The sequence below is a fragment of the Streptomyces griseoruber genome (assembly GCF_001514205.1).
In the GTDB taxonomy this organism is placed as follows: Bacteria; Actinomycetota; Actinomycetes; order Streptomycetales; family Streptomycetaceae; genus Streptomyces; species Streptomyces griseoruber.
In genome coordinates, this window is the sequence record NZ_KQ948776.1 from 21373 (window position 1) to 40858 (window position 19486).

Genomic DNA, 19486 nt, shown 5'->3' on the forward strand with positions numbered 1-19486 from the left:
GCGGGTAAGGCTTCCATCGGCTCTCTGGATTCGGGACTGGCATCGTGGCAGGACGTTTCGCACCGAGGTCCACGCGTACGACCGTGCGCGGCGGGCATGTTCCCGTGCCCGCGCGGGCGGTGGCGCGGGACGCCGGCGCGCCGGGGCGGGTGCGGGAGTGGGTGCCGCGGGGGCCGGTCGATCTGGGGCTGGTGCTGGGGCCGTTGCGGCGGGGGCCCGGGGATCCGACGTTCCGGGCGATGCCGGACGGTTCGGTGTGGCGGGCCAGTCTGACGCCCGCCGGGGCGGGGACGCTGCGGGTGTCGGTGGCGCCCGGCGGCGGTGCCGTACGGGGAGAGGCGTGGGGGCCGGGGGCGGAGTGGCTGCTGGAGGGGTTGCCCGAGCTGCTGGGCGCCGGCGATGAGCCGGAGGTGTTCGTGCCGAGGCACCGGGTGGTGGCGAGGGCGTGGCACCGGCGGCCGGGGCTGCGGTTGACGCGGACCGGGCTGGTGCTGGAGTCGTTGATCCCGTCGGTTCTCGAGCAGAAGGTCACGACCGACGAGGCGTACCGGGCGTGGCGGTTGCTGGTGCGGAAGTTCGGGCAGCCGGCGCCGGGGCCGGCGGCGGGCGGACGGCTGTGGGTGATGCCTCAGCCGCGGACGTGGGCGTTGATCCCGTCGTGGGAGTGGCATCGGGCGGGGGTCGACAACAAGCGGGCGTCGACGATTCTGCGGGCGGTGCGGGTGGCGCGGCGGATGGAGGAGGCGGTGGGGATGTCTCCGGAGGAGGCGCGGGCTCGGCTGGAGGTGGTGGCGGGGATCGGGCCGTGGACCTCGGCGGAGACCGTGCAGCGCAGTCATGGGGCGGCGGACGCGGTGACGGTGGGGGATCTTCATCTGCCGGGGATCGTGGGGTGGGCGTTGGCCGGGGACCGGGAGGCGGACGATGCGGCGATGCTGGAGTTGCTGGAGCCCTATGCGGGGCAGCGGCACCGGGCCGCTCGGCTGATCCTGCTGAGCGGGCGGGTGCCGGAGCGGAGGGCTCCGCGGATGCGGCGGGGGGACATCGGGGTGCTGTGAAGGGGCTCCGCCCCTTCGGCCCCGCCAGGGGAATGCCCCCGGACCCCCGTCGGCACTGAACGGGCCTCGTCCTCGAACGCCGGACGGGCGGGAATTGCCGCGCCCGGTGTCGAGATGTCGAGCCGTGTCGAGATGTGGAGCCCTCCGGCGGGTGGTGCGTTACTGGTCCGAGGAGAAGCGGACCGCTCCTGCCGGGATCCGGGCGTCGCACCAGACGCGGGCACCCTCGCGGAGTTCGTTGTCGGGGCCGATGATCGCGCCGTCGCCGATGACCGTGCCGGTGAGGACGGAGCGTTCGCCCACGCGGGCCCGGGTGCCGATGAGGGAGTCGGTGATGACGGCGCCGGGTTCGATGACGGCGCCGGGGAGGATCGTGGAGCCGAAGACCCGCGCGCCCTCCGCCACGAAGGCGCCCTCGCCGACCACCGTGCCGCCGGTGAGTTTGGCGTCCGCCGCGACACGGGCCGTGGGCAGGATCAGCCGGTCGCCGCAGCGGCCGGGCACGGCGGGGGACGGGGCGCGGCCGAGGACGAGGTCCGCGGAGCCCCGTACGAAGGCCGCGGGGGTGCCCAGGTCGAGCCAGTAGGTGGAGTCCACCATGCCCTGGAGGTGCGCCCCGGCCGCCAGCAGGCCGGGGAACGTCTCGCGTTCCACCGAGACCGGGCGGCCCTGCGGGATCGTGTCGATGACCGAGCGGCGGAAGACGTACGCGCCCGCGTTGATCTGGTCGGTGACGATCTCCTCGGGGGTCTCGGGCTTCTCCAGGAACGCGAGGACCCGGCCCGTCCCGTCCGTGGGGACCAGACCGTAGGCCCGGGGGTCCGTCACCTTCGTGAGGTGCAGCGACACGTCCGCCGCCGTCTCCCGGTGCGTGGTCACCAGTCTTCTGATGTCCAGGCCCGTGAGGATGTCGCCGTTGAAGACCAGCACCGGGTCGTCGGGGGCCGAGTGCAGGCGGGACGCCACGTTGCGGATCGCGCCGCCCGTGCCGAGGGGTTCCTCCTCCGTCACGTACTCGATGTGCAGGCCCAGGGACGAGCCGTCGCCGAAGTACGGTTCGAAGACCTCCGCGAGATAGCTCGTCGCGAGGACGATGTGGTCCACCCCCGCCGCCTTCGCCCGCGCCAACTGGTGCGTGAGGAAAGGCACCCCCGCCGCCCTGACCATGGGCTTGGGCGTGTGCACCGTGAGCGGGCGCAGCCGGGTGCCCTTGCCGCCGACCAGGAGGATCGCTTCTGTCACCTTCGTCTCTGCTTCCTGCCGGGACCGGCCGAACTGTCATTCGACCGGCCAGTGTATGCAGACCGTTGTGTGGCGCTTTCCAGGCCGTGCGGTGTTCCGTCCCAGTCCCGAGCGGACTGTCCCCCCGACGGCTGATGAAAGATGCCCCCACCTGGATGTGTTCTCCGGCCGTTCGGGTGTGGTTCCGGTGCGGTGCGGTGCGGGCCGGCGCGTTCGGTTCCGGGGGCCTCCCCTGACCCCCGGAACACCCGGCCGTGATCCGCCCTCAGCGGCCCTGGTAGGTCGCCGCGGTCGAGCGGGCCGTGCCGAGCTTGCCGTAGAGCTGCTTGCCCGGGCATTCCGTGGCGAACCCGTCACGGTGACCGGAGATCACATTCAGTCGTACGTTCTTTCCCTTGGCGTACAGATTCCCACCTCCGGACTTCAGGTAGGTCTTTCCTTTCGGATTCGCCCCGAAGAGACCGAGTTTCCATGCCGTCAGACGGGCGATGGCCTTGACGGTGGCCGAGTTCGGCTTGGCGGAGGTGAACGTGCCGAGGACGGCCACGCCCATGCTGTTGGTGTTGAACCCGAGGGTGTGGGCGCCCATGACGGCCTTCGCGACACCGCCGGCGCGTCCCTCGTAGATGGTTCCGCACTTGTCGATGAGGAAGTTGTAGCCGATGTCCCGCCAGCCCATGCTCCTGACGTGGTAGCGGTAGATGCCGCGGATGACGGACGGGGCCTGTGCGCAGGTGTAGTTGTTGCCGGTGGCCGTGTGGTGGACGAAGGCGGCCTTCACCGTGGTGGTGTAGCGGAAGCCCGCCTCCCGCATGCTCTCGTCCGCACCCCAGCCCCGGCGGGTGACGATGCTCGGACGGGGGCCGATGTAGGGGGCCGCCCGGTGCTTCCCTGCCTTCTTCGTGCCGAGTTCGCGTTGCGTCTGTTCGCGGTTCAGGGCCGGGATCTTCGTGGCGCCCAGACGGGCGAGGGGCGCGTTGGCCGCGGAGGCCGACCGCTCGGCCTTGGACAGCGCCGCGGTGGCCGTGGCCGGCAGGGCTCGGCTGCGCGGTGCCACCGGGACGTGCACGGGGGCGGCGGCCCCGGGGTCGACCAGTTCCAGGCGCAGGCCGGCGGGGAGGGAGGCGTCGGGGTGGACGCGGACCTCGACGCCGTCGGAGTCGCCGACCCACAGGGGGGCGGTGGCACCGCGGACATGGCCCGAGGTGCGTTCGGCGGTGCCCGGGTCGGCGCCGTGGTCGGCGTTGTGGGTCTCCACGTCCTGCCAGCCGGACCAGGCGTCGCCGCCGGCCGGGCGGGTGCGGACCTGGACACGGCCGTGCAGTGCGGCGTCCGGGTCGTCCCAGACGACACCCAGGAGGGAGAAGCGGTGGACGTCCGTGCGCCGCGTGCCGCGGTCGGCGGAGCCTAGGGCGCGGTCACGGGTGAGGGGGGTGAGGGGCAGTGACTGGGTGCTGCCGGGAAGGGCGGCCGCCCTGGCGGCCTCGGTGCCGGCCTCCGCGGTCGGCGCCGGTCGCACTGCCGCCGCCGTGGCGGGCGACGTCAGTGGCAGGGCGAGGGCGGCCGCACAGGTGACACCGATCGAAGTAGCTAGCAATCCACGCATGCGAACGATCCTGGGCAGAGTCATACATATCTGTCCATCGGGGATATGACGGGCCATCGGGAGCGTTCCGCCGAACCGGTGGCGCCCTGGCGCCGGGCGTTCGGCCGAACCGGTGGCACGGCGGCACGTGCGGCGCCGGGGCGGCGCGTACGCTTGCGCGGGTGAACGTCACCGATCGCACCCCTGCCGACCTGCTGCGTTCCGCGCTCGCCGCGGATCCCGCGCGTCCCCTCGTGACCTTCTACGACGACGCCACGGGCGAGCGGGTCGAATTGTCCGTGGCCACCTTCGCCAACTGGGTGGCCAAGACCTCCAACCTCCTCCAGGACGGGATGTCCGCCGAGCCCGGTGACCGGGTCGCGCTGCTGCTGCCCGCGCACTGGCAGACGGCGGTGTGGCTGCTGGCGTGTGCGTCGGTGGGCGTGATCGCGGACGTGGACGGGGATCCGGCGCGGGCGGACTTCGTGGTGGCCGGACCGGGGCGGTTCGAGGCGGGGCTCGCCTGCGGCGGGGAGCGGTACGCGCTCTCGCTCGCGCCGCTCGGGCGGCGGTTCGTGCCGGGGCCGCCGCAGGGGTACGCCGACTACGCCGTGGAGGTGCCGACGTACGGGGACCGGTTCGTGGCGTACGCGCCCGTCGATCCCGAGGCGGCGGGGCTGGTGGTGGCCGGGGCGGAGTACAGCGGGGCGGAGATCGTGGAGCGGGCGCGGGACGGGGCGGCGGGGCTGGGGCTGACGGGGCCCGGGTCGCGGTTGCTGTCGGGGCTGCCGTACGACACCTGGGAGGGGCTCGCGGCGGGGCTGTACGCGCCGTTGGCCAGCGGGGGGTCCGTGGTGCTGTGCCGGAACCTGGAGCGGGCCGGGGAGGAGACGGTGGCTCAGCGGATCGAGAGCGAACGGGTGACGGCGACTGCTCGGTAGGCGAGGGCGGGGTCGCCTCCCGTACCAGCGGCTCCGCCCCCTGGACCGCCGGCCGGCCTGAACGGCCTCGTCCTCAAGCGCCGGACGGGCTGAGAGAGGCGGACCCGCCCCTCACCCGTTCGGCCCACCCCGGCCCGCACCCCCGCCCCGGTCGCGTCATCGTCGTAGGAGTCGTAGGAGTCGCAGGAGTCGCAGGAGTCGCAGGAGCGGCACTGCGCTCTCGTACGGACCGGTCGGACGCGGGAGGGGGTGAGACGGACATGCGTGGCACGCGTCGGCGGTGGGTGGGGTACGCGGTGGGGGTGCTCGCCGTACTGGTGGTGGGCAGTGGCGGGGTCGGGTGGGTGCTGTACACACAGCTCGACGGGAACATCACGCCCGACGAGGCCGCCGCGGCCGAACTCGCCCGGTATGCGAAGGAGCGGCCCACCGCCCTCGTCAAGGACGCGCAGAACGTGCTGCTGATCGGGTCGGACTCGCGGGCCGGGGACGGCAACGGGCGGTACGGGAAGGACTCCGGCACCGAGCGGTCGGACACCACGATCCTGCTGCATCTGTCGGGCGGGCGGCACCGTGCGACCGCGGTGTCCGTCCCCCGGGATCTGATGGTGGACATGCCGGCCTGCCGGCGGGCGGACGGGTCGCGGACCCGGCCGATGTTCGCGATGTTCAATCACGCCTTCGAGACCGGGGGGTCCGCCTGCGCCGTGCGGACCGTGGAGAAGCTGACCGGGGTGCGGATCGACCATCACGTCGTCGTCGACTTCAGCGGGTTCAAGGACATGGTCGACGCGGTGGACGGGGTGAAGGTCTGTGTCGCCGAGCCCATCGCCGACAAGGCCGCCGGGCTGCGGCTGCCCGCCGGGGAGGTGACGCTCGACGGGGAGCAGGCGCTGGGGTACGTCCGGGCCCGCAAGTCCCTCGGGGACGGCAGCGACACCGAGCGGATGGACCGGCAGCAGCGGTTCCTGGCGGCGCTCGTCAACAAGGTGCGGAGCGATGACGTCCTGCTGAATCCGGTGAAGCTGTATCCGCTGCTGGACGCGGCCACGTCCGCGCTCACCACCGACCCGGACCTGGCGAGTCTGCGTGGGCTCTATGAACTGGTGCGCGGTCTGGGCGACATTCCCACCGAACATGTGCAATTCCTGACCGTTCCACGGGAGTCGTACGTCTACAACGCCAATCGCGACCAACTGGTCGAGCCGGAGGCGGAGAAACTCTTCGAACAACTGCGCACCGACGGGCCGGTCGTGGTTTCTAAGAAACTTCCCATGAATTCAGGGAGAGCGGAGTCGGGTGAACACGGTCCGTACGGCCTGAAGGGCCCTTCCCCCTCCCCACCGGCCCCTACGTTCCGCGGCAGCACCGCCGCCGAGGGCGGCTGCGGGTAAAGCGCTTGCCAAGTCGAGGCCCCCGAAGGAAGTCTCTCCAGGGAATTGGGGCGGATTGCCCGGTTGTAGGGACGTGGAATGTGTCACGGCCGTCGCTCCATGTCGAACCGGGCGGATAGTGTGAGCGATCCGGTGCACCCGGCCGCTTGGTCTGTCCTGGGGTCGTGCACTGATGTGACCGACTTGTGACTGAGTGACCGAGACGACCCGAGCGCCTGGAGGGGGAAAGGCGCCGCGTGGCCCCGACGGAGGATTCGACAGACCGTGGACGCGCAAGGCCGTGGGCGGGCGGACAACATCGATCCCGCAGACCAGTGGGTGCTCAATCCGGACACCGGCGAATACGAACTGCGACTGAGCCCTTCCGCACCGCAGTCGGCGGTCCCCGGGCCGCGCAGAGCGGCCTCCCGCGCGGCGGCCCCGGCCGGTGCGTCCGGCGGGGCGCGCGGCCGCACGGCGGCGCCGGAGCGGGAGTCGCCGGAGGAGGCTCCGGAGCGGGTTCCCGGGCCGCGCCGCAGGCGCGGGGTGCCGGAGGAGCCGCCGAACCGGCGCGGGCGCCGGCCGGTGAAGAAGAAGTCGAAGGCGAAGAAGGTCCTGTTGTGGACCGGCGGCGTCATGGCCTTCGTGCTGGTGGGCACGGCCGCCGCGGCCTACCTGTATCTCGAGCACCTCAACGACAACATCACCGCCGTCTCCGACGACGGCGCGAGCACCGGTGGCTTCAGCAAGGACAAGGCGATCAACATCCTGCTGATCGGCACCGACAAGCGCACCGGCTCCGGCAACAAGGGCTACGGCGACACCGACAGCGTCGGCCACGCGGACACCACGATCCTGCTGCACGTCTCCAAGGACCGTACGAACGCGACCGCGCTGAGCATCCCGCGCGACCTGATCGTGGACGTCCCGGACTGCCCGACCACGATGGAGGACGGCACCAAGAAGGTCATCCGCGGCGAGGACGGCGTCCGCTTCAACACGAGCCTCGGCCAGGAGGAGCGCACGCCGAGCTGCACCGTGCGCACGGTCACCGAGCTGACCGGGATCCAGGCGGACAACTTCATGGTCGCCGACTTCAACGCCGTCAAGACGCTGACCACGGCGGTCGGCGGCGTCGAGGTGTGTCTGGCGAAGGACATCGACGACCAGGACTCGCATCTGAAGCTGTCCAAGGGCACGCACACCATCGAGGGCGAGCAGGCGCTGGCCTTCGTGCGGACCCGGCACTCGGTGGGCTTCGGCGGCGACCTGAGCCGGATCGAGATCCAGCAGCAGTTCCTCGGCTCGCTGATGCGCAAGCTGAAGTCGAACGACACCCTCACCAGCCCCACCAAGATGATCAAGCTGGCGGAGGCGGGCACGAAGGCGCTGACCGTCGACTCCAAGCTCGACAGCATCACCAAGCTGAAGGACCTGGGCCTGGAGCTCGGCAAGCTCAACGTGAAGAACCTGACCTTCACCACCGTGCCGGTGCTCGACAACCCGGCGGAGAAGGTCAAGGCGACGGTCGTCGTCAACACCTCCACGGCCCCCACCGTCTTCCAGATGATCAAGGACGATGTCTCCTTCACCGAGGTGAAGCAGAAGGCCAAGGAGTCCAAGAGCGCGGCCGCCGCCGAGGCCGCCGCCCGGCTCAAGGGCACCAAGTCCGCCGCCTCCGAGGTCCGGGTGCAGGTCATGAACGGCGGAGCCCCGGCCGGCAGCGCACAGGAGACTCTTAACTGGCTGCAGAATGATGAGGGTGTGACGAAGTCCGAGAACGCGGGCAACGCGCCGGAGGAACTGAGCAACACGACGCTCGAGTACGACCCCGACCAGGCCGATCAGGCCCGCAGGCTGGCCGACATCATGGGGCTGCCGGGCACCGCGCTGAAGCCGGGGAAGAGCGTCACCAACGCCCAGGGGCTGCCGACGATGACGCTGACGCTGGGCAAGGACTTCAAGGGCGCGGGCGTTTCGCTCACGGCAGCCACGAAGGTGCCGGACTCGGTCCAGAAGTCCACGGCGGACAAGGTCCAGTGCGCGAAGTAGGTAACCCTACGGGCCCGTCGTGCGTCTGACTTGACGCGGGACGGGCCCGTGTCAGGCGCACGGCCGGGAGGGGCGGGAATTGGGGACGACAAGCGGGGTGCGGGGTGAGGTTCCCGCGGTCGAGGACACGATGTCCCTGACCCCGGTGGACAAGGACGCGTCCGACGACGAGGGCGGGGCCAGAGGCGACGGCAACGGCACGGGCAGGGGGCGCCGCAGACGGCGGGTGCTGCGCTGGTCGGCGACAGTCCTGACGCTGGTCATACTCGGCGGCGCGGGTGCCGGCTACCTCTACTACGAGCACCTGAACGCCAACATCAAGAGCGACGACCTCAACCTGGGCGACGCCAAGGACCGCGCGGCCAAGACGCAGGCCAACGCGGCCGGCCAGACCGCGCTGAACATCCTGCTGATCGGCTCCGACGCGCGGGACACCGCGGAGAACCAGAAGCTGGGCGGCGCGAAGGACACCTACGGGGGTCTCCCGCTCGCGGACGTCCAGATGCTGCTGCACGTCTCGGCGGACCGCAGCAACATGTCGGTGGTGAGCATGCCCCGCGACACACTCGTCGACATCCCCAAGTGCACGGACCCGGACACCAAGAAGACCTATGCGGCGAGCACCCGGTCGATGACCAACGAGTCGCTGGGCCGCGGCGGCCCGGGCTGCACGGTGGCCACCTGGGAGAAGCTCACCGACATCCACATCGACCACTTCATGATGATCGACTTCTCGGGTGTGGTGTCGATGGCGGACGCCATCGGCGGCGTCCCGGTGTGCGTGGACGCCAACGTCTACTCGCACACCAGCGCCGGCAAGGGCTCCGGCCTGAAGCTGGAGAAGGGCACCCACTCCATCAAGGGCAAGCAGGCCCTGCAGTGGCTGCGCACGCGCTACGGCTTCGAGGACGACACCGACCTCGCCCGCGCCAAGGCGCAGCACATGTACATGAACTCGATGGTCCGTGAGCTGCGCGCCAACGCCAAGCTGACCAACCCCAACAAGCTGCGCAAGCTCGCCGAGGCCGCCACGGAGGCGATCACCGTCGACGACGGCCTCGACTCCATCACCAAGATGTACGACCTGGCCACCGAGTTGCAGAAGGTGCCCACCGAGCGCATCACGATGACCACGATGCCCAACGCGTACGACACGGTCCAGACCGGCCGGGTGGTGCCCACCGAGGACGCCGCCAAGCTGTTCCGGCTGGTGCGCGAGGACATCGCCCTCGACGGCAAGGACGAGAAGAAGACCACGGCCAGTCCCTCCCCGACGGTCACCGACACGGCCGCGGCGGACGACAGGATCGCGGTGCAGGTCCACAACAGCACCCGTACGGGCACGCTCGCCCCGGTCGTCGGCCGCGCGAGCGCGGTGACCGACGTGCTGAAGGCCAAGGGCTTCGACGAGGCCGTCGCGGACACCTCCGCGGCCACCTCCGAGGAGACCACGGTGATCCGCTACCCGAGCGCCGACCTCCAGGCCGACGCGCTGCGGGTGGCGAAGGTCCTCGGCGTCCCGACGAGCCAGGTGAAGAAGTCCACCGATGTCTCCGGCGTCACGCTCTACGTGGGCGGCGACTGGCGGTCGGGGACGAAGTACACGGCGTCCGCGAAGGAGGACGACGACAAGACGCCCGAGTCGGCCCAGGCGATGAACGGCGCGGACGACTCGCAGTGCATGCACGTGGACCCGAACTACACCTGGTAGTCCGGGTCTTGGGGAGTGCGTCCGGTGGTGCTCAGCTCGACGAGCCGCTGAGGACCGCCGGGCGGCGCGAGGCGATGACCTTCCTGGCCAGCGACCTGGGGCTGGTCAGGAAGCCGAACCCCCACGACATGTGCATGGTGGCGAGGGCGACGGGGATCTGGAGCCGTGCCTTCAGCGGCAGCCCCCGGCCGGCCGGCACCGACCCGGCGGCGATCGCCGCGAGATAGCCGCCGGGGATCAGGAACCCGAGCGGGGTGAGCACGGCGCCCACGACCAGGCCGGCGGCTATCGCGCACACTGCGGTGGGCGGGGCGAGGTAGCGCAGGTTGATGGAGCCCTCGTGGTAGCGGGCGACGACGTGCCGCCACCGGCCGTAGTCCTTGTACTGCTTGGCGAGCGCCTTCACCGAGGGCCGCGGGCGGTACGACACCCTCAGCTCCGGCGAGAACCAGATCAGCCCGCCGGCCTCGCGGATGCGGAAGTTCAGCTCCCAGTCCTGGGCGCGGATGAACTCCTCGTTGTAGCCGCCCTGCTGTTCGAGTGCCGCGCGGCGGAACACCCCGAGGTACACCGTCTCGGCGGGGGCGGCCTGGCCGCCGGTGTGGAAGGCGGCGTTGCCGACGCCGATCTTCGAGGTCATGGCGGCGGCGACGGCGTGCTCCCAGTCGTTCTCGCCCTCGGCGTGCATGATGCCGCCGACGTTCTGCGCGCCGGTCTCCTCGAGGAGCCGTACGGCGGTGGCGATGTAGTTCGGGGAGAGCATGCCGTGCCCGTCGACGCGGACCACGATCGGATGACGGGAGGCCTTGATCGCGGCGTTGAGGGCGGCGGGCGTACGGCCCGTGGGGTTCGGGACGGTGTGCACGCGCGGGTCTTCTGCCACGAGCTCGGCCGCGATCTCGTCCGTGCGGTCCGTGGACGGACCGATGGCGATCACGACCTCCATCTCGCCGGCGTACTCCTGCGCGAGGATCGCTTGGACGGCTCCGCGCAGATGCCGCTCCTCGTTGAGGACGGGCATGATGACGGACACGGCGGGGAGCTGCACGTCGGGCTTGGCGTTCATAGGACGCTCACGTTACCGCGAACGGGGGACACCGGTGCGCGCCGCCGGGTGCGCTGCACCGGGCGACAGATCGTACGGGCCTACGGTACTCACGGCTTCCCCCGCCCCTCTCCCCGCCGCTCGCCGTCGCCCGGAGGTGTCCCGTATGCCCACCACACCGCCCCGGACCCGGCGCCGTCCACCGCGCCCCCCGGTCCGCCCCGTACGGCGCAGGCGTCCGCGCTGGGCCATGCGGGCGGCGACCACGCTCTCGGTCGTCGTCCTGGCCTCCGCCGGGATCGGGCACTCCCTGGTCGCCGGCCTCGACGCGGACATCGCCCGGGTCGATCCCTTCAAGGACATGAAGAACCGGCCGCGGGCCGGGCACGGGATGAATGTGCTGCTGGTCGGCACCGACGGCCGGGACAAGGTCACGGAGACCGAGCGGCGGCGGTTCCGGCTCGGCGGGGCACCCTGTCACTGCACCGACACGATCATGATCGTGCACATCTCGGAGGACCGGGAGCGGGCCAGCGTGGTGAGCCTGCCGCGCGACTCGTACGCCGAGACGCCCCCGCACACCGACCAGGTCGGCGGGCGGGAGCACCGGGGGCACCCGATCAAGCTGAACGCGGCGTACGCGGAGGGCGGACCGCAGCTGACCGTGCGCACGGTGGAGAACATGACCCATGTGAAGATCGACCACTATCTGGAGGTCGACTTCACCAGCTTCATGAAGACGGTGGACGTGCTGGGCGGGGTGAAGATCTGCACCGCGCGCCCGCTGCAGGACCCGTACACGGGTCTCGATCTCGCTCCGGGCGAGCACACGCTGAAGGGCGGGACGGCGTTGCAGTACGTCCGTGCCCGGCACGCGGACGCCTCCTCGGACCTCGGCCGGATGAAGCGTCAGCAGCGGTTCCTGGCCTCGCTGGTGGACCGGGCGACGTCCTCGGGGATCCTGCTCAACCCGCTGAGGTTCCGGGACGTGACCCGGGCGGTGCTGGGGTCGGTCCGGGCGGACCGCGGCTTCGGCACGGACGAACTCCTCGACCTCGGCCGGGCGATGCGCACCTTCTCGCCCGCCTCCTCCGAGTTCACCACGGTGCCGATCGGCCGGCTCGGGTACGTGGTGCCGGGCATCGGCTCGACCCTGAAGTGGGACCCGGTGAAGTCCGAGCGGGTCTTCCGGGCGCTGCGCGAGGACAAGCCGCTGGACTCCGCGCCGCCGCGGCCGAAGCCGAGCCCGACCCCGCAGGCCCCGCGGGTGGAGGTGGCGCCGCAGCGGATCCTGGTCCAGGTGGAGAACGGCACGGCGACCGAGGGCCTGGGCCGGCGGGTGGACGACGCCCTCGCGGCGGCCGGCTTCCGCACCACCCACCGCCCGGTCGACTCCCCCACCCGGGGCGTACGGCGCACGGTCGTCGTCCACGACCCCCGCTGGGACCGCTCGGCCCGCTCCCTGGCCGCCGCCCTGCCCGGCAGCGAACTACGGGCCGCCCCCGGCCTCGGCCCGACCCTGAAGGTCGTCGCGGGCACGGACTTCCGGGAGGTGCGCCGGGTACGGGGCCCGGAACCGGCGGCCCCGGAGCCGGAGGTGGTGCGGGGGAACGAGGTGGGGTGCACCTGAGGATGCACCTAGGGGCGTAGCCCGGATGGCGGCTGGGGCCGAGGGGGCGTAGGACGGTAGTGCACGGGGCCCGCCCCGGGCCCCTCAGCCCTCCAGGAGGAGCCATGACCCAGCAGCAGTCGTCCATGACGGCCATGAGCAAGGAGATGCAGGACTGCGTCCAGGCCTGCATGGCCTGCCACACCGTCTGCGAGGAGACCATGAGCTCCTGCATGCAGATGGGCGGCCAGGCCCAGATGCAGATCATGCGCGCGCTGATGGACTGCTCCGAGATGACCCGGATGTGCGCCGACATGATGATGCGGCGCTCGCCCATGTCGGCCGAGATGTGCGCGATGTGCGCCAAGGCCTGTGACATGTGCGCCGAGGCGTGTATGTCCATGCCGGACGATCCGCAGATGATGCGCTGCGCGCAGGCGTGTCGCCGCTGCGCCGAGTCCTGTCGGACGATGGCGGGCGCCCGGATGTGAGGTCCGGCCGACCCCCGTCGGAACACGGTCAGGGGCACCCGGAAGGGTGCCCCTGGTCCCGGTCCGGGCTCAGCCGAACAGCGGTGCCAGCTCCCGCTCCAGGTCGGCCGGTTCCCGGTAGTGGACGGCCCGCATGCCGAGCGCGGCGGCCGCCTGGACGTTCTCCGGGGTGTCGTCCACGAACAGACACCGCTCGGGCCGTACGCCGGCCCGCGCGGCCCCGAGTTCCAGGATCCGCGGATCGGGCTTGACGAGACCGACGCGGGCGCTGCTGACGACGTCGTCGGCGAGGTCGGTCAGGCCCATCGCGGCGAGGTCGGCCTCCAGGCCGGTCGTGGCGTTGCTGACCAGGACCAGCGGCACCCGGGTGCGGGCCCGGCGCAGCAGGGCGACCACCTCGTCGTCGGCGTGGAAGGGCGACTCCAGCAGCGCGGTGCCGAGCGACCAGGCGGTCTCCTCGTCCTCCACCAGGGCGGCCAGGCCCTCGGCGATGGCGGCGACCCACTCCTGTTCGGTGATCTGCCCGAGCAGCAGCGGCCCGTCGACCTCCGGGGCGAACGCCACCTTCTTGGTGGTGCCCTCCGCGAGCCCGGCGGCGCGCTCCAGGGCCTCCAGATGGGCGGAGTCGAAGTGGCGCACCACGTTGTCGATGTCGCACAGGACGGCGTCGAAGGGACGGCCGGAGGCCGGTCTGTGCCCACCCTGGTCAGTCACTGGTCACCGTGACCTTCTCGTCGTTGTTCAGTTCGTTCACCAGCTGCTTGACCTTGGTCTTGTCCCAGACCAGGTTGCCGCCGGAGGAGCCGGAGATCGGCATGTTCATGGACACGCCGTCGCCGCCGTTGACGCCCTTCATGGCGAAGAACATGGACCCGAGGTCGTACAGCCCCATGTCCTTGTCGACGATCAGGGAGTCCAGGCCCGCGCCCATCACCGGGTAGAACTTGAAGGGGTTGAGGATCGTCGACGGGGTGGCCACCTGGTGGGCCAGGGCGGCGAGGAACTTCTGCTGGTTCTTGGTGCGCTGGAGGTCGGAGGCGGCGAAGGCGTGCCGGGTACGGACGAAGGCGAGCGCCTCCTCGCCGTTCAGCGTCTGCTTGCCCGCCTTGAAGTCGGCGCCCGAGTACTTGTCCTTGAACGCCTGGTCGATGGTGATCTCGACGCCGCCGACCGCGTCCACGATGTTCGCGAAGCCCGCGAAGCCGATCTCGACGTAGTGGTCGATGTGCAGGCCGGTGTTGTACTCGACGGTGCGCACGAGCAGCGTCGGGCCGTCCTCGGCGTAGGCGGCGTTGAGCTTGGTGTGCCGGCCGGTGCCCTTGAAGGTCTTGCCGGACTCCGAGCCCACGTACGTGGGGATCTCCACGTCCGAGTCACGGGGCAGCGAGATCAGGGTGTCGCCGCTGGACCCGACGTGCAGGATCATCATCGAGTCGGTGCGCTTGCCCTCGGCGGAGCCGGTGTGCAGCTCCTTCTTGTCCTCGGCGGTCAGGCCCTCACGGCTGTCGGAGCCGACGATGAGGTAGTTGGTGCCGTCGCCGGCGTCGGGCCGGTCGATGACCTTCGACAGATCGACCTCGCGGCGCAGCTTGGAGTCGGCCCAGAAGTAGGTGGAGACCGAGGTCACCACCACGACGACCGCGACGGTGATCGCGGTCCACTTGATCCGGCGGCGCCAGTCCGGCGCGGGGCGGGCGCCCTGCGGGTACCCGCCGCCCGGGCCGCCGGGCTGGCCGGGGCCGCCCGGTGCGCCGTAGACCTGGCCCGAGCTGTAGCCGCTGTCGTACCCGGACTGCTGGGCGTTGGTGTAGTCGCCGTGTCCCTGTCCGCTGACGTACGACGGCTGCTGGGGGACACCGGCGCCCTGCGGCGGGGCCGCGGGGCCGCGCCGGACCTGCCGCATGACACGCGCGCTCTCGGGCTGCGCGCCCGCGCTGCCGTTTCCGTACCGGGAGCCTCGGTCGTTGCCGGACCATCCCTCGGGCCAATCGTTCATGCCGAACAGTGTGCAGGCTGGGGCTGTGTCCCTTACAAGGGTCGTCGGAAAATCAGCGCTGCGCTGTTGCCAAGCTGACACAAAGTCCCGGCTTGTCCCCCTCGGCATAAGGTGGAGGCCATGACAGACCAGGTCACCGCAGTGGACTCGGACCTCCCGGACATCCCGGGCAAGCCCACGTCCGCGTCGCGCACCACGCTCAGCCACATCATGACCCACAACGACACCAACCTCCTGGGGACGGTGCACGGCGGTGTGATCATGAAGCTCGTCGACGACGCGGCGGGCGCCGTGGCCGGCCGGCACTCCGGCGGACCCGCCGTGACCGCGTCCATGGACGAGATGGCGTTCCTGGAGCCGGTCCGGGTCGGCGACCTGGTCCATGTCAAGGCGCAGGTGAACTGGACCGGCCGGACCTCGATGGAGGTCGGCGTCCGGGTGCTGGCCGAACGCTGGAACGAGTCGGCGCCGCCCACCCAGGTCGGCTCGGCGTATCTGGTGTTCGCCGCGGTGGACGCCGACGGCAAGCCGCGGGTGGTCCCGCCGGTCCTCCCGGAGACCGACCGCGACCGCCGCCGCCTCCAGGAGGCCCAGATCCGCCGCACCCACCGCCTGGCCCGCCGCCGCGCCATCCGCGAACTGCGGGAGCGACGACTGGCCGAGGGCTACGAGGACTGAGCCCCCGCCCGACGTCCGCGGGGTCACGCACACGGGTGTCATGACGGACGCCAGGCCACGTCACACACGCGCGTCACGACCGACCGGTCCGCCACAGCCCGGGACGCACGCCGCTCCACAAGGCGGAACCGGCCCGCGCGCCGCGCATGCGGGCCGAGGGACCCCGGAGCGGCCGGGCACACGGCCTCCGCGCGACCGACAGCACTGACATCACAGGGCCTCCGCGCGGCCGGGAGTCCGCGTGCGCGCGCCCGCGGGGGCGGCGCCCCGCACCTCCCCGGACGCGTCCGTCTCCTCGCCGGAGTTCCCCGGAACGGGTGCGGCCCCCGGCGTGCTGCCGGGGGCCGGGGCCGTTCGTGTGGGGGGTTACGGCAGGTTGCGGGCCATCACCATGCGCTGGACCTGGTTCGTGCCCTCGTAGATCGGGGTACTTTACAGGTCATACGGCTCTGACCTGCACGAACAACCCTCTCAGAGGGACCTGCCCAGCATTTCCCCATGATCGTCAAGAGTCTGCCCAGGTAGGGGCGGCACTGATGGCATCTCCTCCGACCGGTCCGAGGAGTGGCAGGCTCCGGGCAGGTTACGCGGTTTCCTGTTCCGTCAACCGTGATCGCTTGACCGGTGCGCCTCACCCTCGGGAGCCAGCCCAGATGCGGGGCACTGGCAGCGGCATGGGAGAGGGGAACCCAGACCATGAAGGTCACCAAGCTGGTCAGCACGTGCGACATCAAGGACTGTCCGACCATCTACGCGACAGACCGAGGCGCCCTCCTGGTTCAAGGCGAGACGCCCACCGATCACGGGCTGGAAATTCCCGCTCACGAAACCCTGGTCGAGATCCGCATGGAACTGATTCAGAAGGCAAGTAAGGCGTGTCTGAAGTCCGCTGATCGCTTGGGAGAACTCCGTGTCCGTTCAGGACCTGCTGAACCTGCTTGCACCCCGGACAGGTCAGGTGGACCCGGCGTCGTGCGTCCAATGCGCAACGCTCCGCAAGCGGGTTCGCGCGGCCAATCGATCCGGAAATCCGGCCAAGGCGCTGGAGACCGTCGAGGCGATGCGGCTGCACAAGCGTTACGGGCATCCCAACGACACGCGACAGCTCCCCATTGACCTCTCCGCGCACGGTCCCCAACTGACCTAAAGGCTGTCCCGTAAGTGATGTCGGCCTCTCGGGCATACTGACGGGCGTTGCCGCGGTGGCCCGGCTCTGGAATGGGGGCCGAGTGCCTGAGTTGCGCTGCGAAGCGGTTCGCTGGGTGGACGATGAACCGTTCCCCGGCATCGTGGAGGTCCGGTTCATCGATGCAACGGGACACTGCTGGTCCTTGATCGACAAGTGTGCGATCTTTGCCCAGCTTGGTGAGCTGACCCCTGCCTCGACCTACCCAGTCGAGGTCACGGTGGCGTGTGTGGTCCAGGGTGTCGGCGTGGGTGCAGTCGGCGACGAGATCGTGACGGTCTCCACCTCGCCGGACAGCGTCGCGACGCTGGACGGGCAGAACACTTTCACCGTGAGACGAAGCCAGCTCCTCCAATGAGGGCGAGATTGTGCAGCCTGGCTATGCCGAGCATGGCGTGGTGGACGCCGTCGCCCTTCAGGCGGCAGTCGCGAAGGATTTTCCAGGTCTTCAACCGAGCGAAGACGTGCTCGACGCGTGCTCTGACCTGCTTGTGAGAGCGGTTGTGCTCCTGCTTCCAGCCGAACAGTTCGCCGCCCGCGGGACGGCGATGCGGGATGACCAGCCCGGTGCCCCCGTAGCCGCCGTCGGCGATCGTGGTGGTCTTCCCCACGGCTGCCTTAGCACCGGATTCCGCCCACGCCTTGCGGTCGTTGCGGTTCCCAGGCACCGGCCGTCCGACCACAACGACCATCCGTGTGTCTGCGTCGATGACCACTTGGTGGCTGGTGGAGTACCTGTAGTTCTTGGACTGCTCAGCGACGCTGTGGTCGCGGGTGGGCACGAGCGTGCCGTCGACGATGAGCACGGTGCCGGCACGGAAGCGCTGCCTCTGCTTGAACGCCAGCAACGGCCCCACGTGGTCGACGATGCGGTCGGCAGCTGACTTGGACATGCCGAACAGCGGGGCAAGCTGGCGCAGTGTCAGGTTGGTCCGCCAGTACGCGGTGACCAGCAGCACCCGGTCTTCCAGCGACAGTGACCAGGGACGCCCTCGGCGAGTCAGCTCAGCACCTTCTCGGCGCAACGTAGCGATCAGCCTGCGGAAGTCGCGCGGTTGCAGCCCGCTGAACAGGGCTATCCAATGCGGTTCCGACGCCGTGATCACACCAGCCACGTGAAGAGATCGTTCCACACCTGTGGACCTCGGAAGGCCGCGCTTCAGCCGCAGCGGCTCTCCCGTGGCTCCACGGAACCCACCTGTTCCATGCGCCGGATCTCCCGCTCTGCCGCTTCCAAGTGCCCGAGGTCGAGGGCCATCGCGGCACGCCCGGCGACGTAGAAGATGTCCTGTCGGATCCGACAGCCCAACCCCGGCTGGCGGCACAAGGCCAGGAACCGCACTTCGAGACTGAGTTCGATGCCGCCCATCTCGTCCCGGACGCCGGCCGAGAGTGCGGCGTGCCGGAGATCCTTGGCGTAGTCACGCGTCTGCCGGTCGGCCTCGTCAGGCCGGGCTTCCACGGGACGATAGGGGTGATCGGCCCACTCCGTGTCAGCCCACCAGACGAGTTCCTCCAGGTACTCCGAGGCGACCCCCAAATCCGGGGGCGAGGAGGAGAGGGCCGCGTCCGCCCCGGCAACCAGCTGGGTGAGACGACGTCGCGCGTCGTCGTCCCTCGCCACGCACATTGCGATGAAACCCGACAACACGTCGAGCCTGCGCGACACCTCCGCCCGCTGCCAGATCTCGTACAGTCCCGCCATCCACCATTCCCTCGCCGACCGACTGCTTCTCCGCGCCCCGAACCCTATGACGCGCCCCCGTCAGCGGGTCCAACGGTTTTCCCGGGCTCAGCGAACGAACCTCGTGCCGGCTCGGTGTGGCGCATGATCTCCTCTCACAGCTCGTGTGTCCGCGAGCAGGGGCTTCTTGATCATTGCGGGACAGCCTTTAGTCCTCTCCGCTCCCCATGGATTCCAAGACCCTCAATGTCTTCTCGGTCAGGTCTCCTCCAGCCTTCCCTGCCACAGTGCTGAGGTAGCCTTCGCGCCGAGCTTTCTTCAAGTGGTCCTTAATGGTCTCCGGCTGACGGCCGATCATGACTGCCAATTTTCGCACTGGGGCCACCGCCCCTGTGTCCGCCATCGCCTTGTATGTAGACGCGAGCATGGCCAAGTACCTCTCCGAGACGCCTTCACTGGCCAACAGCAGCCCAGCCGCCTCACCCGACTCGGTGAGCTTCTTGGCTGCGGTCTCCAGGGTGCTCTGAGCCTCCGGTGCCATCTTGGCCAGGTTCAGGGCCGCCGCGAGATCCAGCCTGCGCAGCACAGTCGTGGAGATGCCCCGCGCCACGTCGCGCGCGGGTGCGTCGGCGGCCGACTCGATGGTGATGCGTTGAGGCCCGCCAGTCACGGGCCCTGTGGGCCACCACATCCGAATCGTCCACCCCCCTTGCTGCTGCTCGATCTCGAAGCCGCTCTCATCTGCTCGCACACCCTCAGAGTACACCACCCCGGGTGTTCCACCTAGAGTTGACAACACAGGGTGGACAAGCTCAGTCTGAAGTTAGGTGCTCCC

Annotated in this window: 19 protein-coding genes; 11 read left to right on the plus strand and 8 right to left on the minus strand. The window is 70.3% G+C overall.

What is annotated here, in order from left to right:
* Window positions 1-44: 44 nt before the first annotated feature.
* A complete protein-coding gene (locus AQJ64_RS30530; protein WP_063808096.1) occupies window positions 45-1058 on the plus strand; it encodes a DNA-3-methyladenine glycosylase family protein in 1014 nt (337 codons plus the stop codon).
* A gap of 159 nt (window positions 1059-1217) precedes the next feature.
* Here AQJ64_RS30530 and manB read toward each other — a convergent pair whose 3' ends face one another.
* Both manB and AQJ64_RS30540 read right to left on the minus strand, forming a co-directional pair.
* Window positions 1218-2300 (minus strand): mannose-1-phosphate guanylyltransferase, encoded by a 1083-nt coding sequence (gene manB, locus AQJ64_RS30535; RefSeq protein WP_055638725.1) that lies wholly within the window; start codon window positions 2298-2300, stop codon window positions 1218-1220.
* 265 nt (window positions 2301-2565) lie between these two features.
* Complete coding sequence (locus tag AQJ64_RS30540; RefSeq protein WP_079062040.1) at window positions 2566-3906, minus strand: peptidoglycan recognition protein family protein; 1341 nt, start codon at window positions 3904-3906, stop codon at window positions 2566-2568.
* Window positions 3907-4067: 161 nt separating this feature from the next.
* Between AQJ64_RS30540 and AQJ64_RS30545 the strand changes: the two genes are divergently transcribed.
* From AQJ64_RS30545 to AQJ64_RS30560, 4 genes are all read left to right on the plus strand, one after another.
* Entirely contained in the window at window positions 4068-4826 is a 759-nt protein-coding gene (locus tag AQJ64_RS30545; protein ID WP_059203179.1) for a TIGR03089 family protein, read from the plus strand.
* A 260-nt stretch (window positions 4827-5086) separates the two neighbouring features.
* The gene (locus AQJ64_RS30550) at window positions 5087-6220 is read left to right on the plus strand and encodes an LCP family protein (protein WP_059203180.1); all 1134 of its coding nucleotides are present in this window, start codon (window positions 5087-5089) and stop codon (window positions 6218-6220) included.
* Window positions 6221-6484: 264 nt separating this feature from the next.
* Window positions 6485-8251 (plus strand): LCP family protein, encoded by a 1767-nt coding sequence (locus AQJ64_RS30555; RefSeq protein WP_055634411.1) that lies wholly within the window; start codon window positions 6485-6487, stop codon window positions 8249-8251.
* 130 nt (window positions 8252-8381) lie between these two features.
* The gene (locus tag AQJ64_RS30560; protein WP_055634413.1) at window positions 8382-9962 is read left to right on the plus strand and encodes an LCP family protein; all 1581 of its coding nucleotides are present in this window, start codon (window positions 8382-8384) and stop codon (window positions 9960-9962) included.
* Between the two features lie 31 nt (window positions 9963-9993).
* Here AQJ64_RS30560 and AQJ64_RS30565 read toward each other — a convergent pair whose 3' ends face one another.
* Window positions 9994-11028, minus strand: a complete 1035-nt coding sequence (locus AQJ64_RS30565; RefSeq protein WP_055634410.1) for a glycosyltransferase family 2 protein — start codon at window positions 11026-11028, stop codon at window positions 9994-9996.
* A 145-nt stretch (window positions 11029-11173) separates the two neighbouring features.
* Here AQJ64_RS30565 and AQJ64_RS30570 point away from each other — a divergent pair, with 145 nt between their 5' ends.
* The gene (locus AQJ64_RS30570) at window positions 11174-12637 is read left to right on the plus strand and encodes an LCP family protein (RefSeq protein ID WP_079062041.1); all 1464 of its coding nucleotides are present in this window, start codon (window positions 11174-11176) and stop codon (window positions 12635-12637) included.
* Between the two features lie 104 nt (window positions 12638-12741).
* On the plus strand, window positions 12742-13107 hold the full coding sequence (locus AQJ64_RS30575; RefSeq protein WP_055634408.1) for a four-helix bundle copper-binding protein: 366 nt from the start codon (window positions 12742-12744) through the stop codon (window positions 13105-13107).
* A 69-nt stretch (window positions 13108-13176) separates the two neighbouring features.
* Here AQJ64_RS30575 and AQJ64_RS30580 read toward each other — a convergent pair whose 3' ends face one another.
* Together AQJ64_RS30580 and AQJ64_RS30585 are read right to left on the minus strand one after the other, a co-directional pair.
* Entirely contained in the window at window positions 13177-13821 is a 645-nt protein-coding gene (locus AQJ64_RS30580; RefSeq protein WP_055634407.1) for an HAD family hydrolase, read from the minus strand.
* Window positions 13814-15103: an LCP family protein gene (locus tag AQJ64_RS30585; RefSeq protein ID WP_055634406.1), complete on the minus strand. Its 1290-nt coding sequence runs from the start codon at window positions 15101-15103 to the stop codon at window positions 13814-13816. The genes AQJ64_RS30580 and AQJ64_RS30585 overlap by 8 nt, the downstream gene beginning before the upstream one ends.
* A gap of 120 nt (window positions 15104-15223) precedes the next feature.
* Here AQJ64_RS30585 and AQJ64_RS30590 point away from each other — a divergent pair, with 120 nt between their 5' ends.
* The 4 genes from AQJ64_RS30590 (at window position 15224) to AQJ64_RS30600 (ending at window position 17325) form a co-directional block, all read left to right on the plus strand.
* Window positions 15224-15781, plus strand: coding sequence for an acyl-CoA thioesterase (locus AQJ64_RS30590; RefSeq protein ID WP_055634405.1), 558 nt, complete (start codon window positions 15224-15226; stop codon window positions 15779-15781).
* Window positions 15782-16022: 241 nt separating this feature from the next.
* A complete protein-coding gene (locus AQJ64_RS30595) occupies window positions 16023-16202 on the plus strand; it encodes a hypothetical protein (RefSeq protein WP_055634404.1) in 180 nt (59 codons plus the stop codon).
* 489 nt (window positions 16203-16691) lie between these two features.
* On the plus strand, window positions 16692-16928 hold the full coding sequence (locus tag AQJ64_RS49810; protein ID WP_162252504.1) for a hypothetical protein: 237 nt from the start codon (window positions 16692-16694) through the stop codon (window positions 16926-16928).
* An 82-nt stretch (window positions 16929-17010) separates the two neighbouring features.
* Window positions 17011-17325, plus strand: coding sequence for a hypothetical protein (locus AQJ64_RS30600; protein WP_055634403.1), 315 nt, complete (start codon window positions 17011-17013; stop codon window positions 17323-17325).
* On the opposite strand, the gene AQJ64_RS30605 is transcribed toward AQJ64_RS30600, so the two are convergent.
* The 3 genes from AQJ64_RS30605 to AQJ64_RS30615 all read right to left on the minus strand — a co-directional run bounded on the left by AQJ64_RS30605 (window position 17294) and on the right by AQJ64_RS30615 (window position 19402).
* A complete protein-coding gene (locus tag AQJ64_RS30605) occupies window positions 17294-18082 on the minus strand; it encodes an IS5/IS1182 family transposase (protein ID WP_055634402.1) in 789 nt (262 codons plus the stop codon). The genes AQJ64_RS30600 and AQJ64_RS30605 overlap by 32 nt on opposite strands.
* 44 nt (window positions 18083-18126) lie before the next feature.
* Complete coding sequence (locus AQJ64_RS30610) at window positions 18127-18672, minus strand: hypothetical protein (protein WP_055634401.1); 546 nt, start codon at window positions 18670-18672, stop codon at window positions 18127-18129.
* Window positions 18673-18859: 187 nt separating this feature from the next.
* Window positions 18860-19402: a hypothetical protein gene (locus tag AQJ64_RS30615; protein WP_079062066.1), complete on the minus strand. Its 543-nt coding sequence runs from the start codon at window positions 19400-19402 to the stop codon at window positions 18860-18862.
* Window positions 19403-19486: the final 84 nt, after the last annotated feature.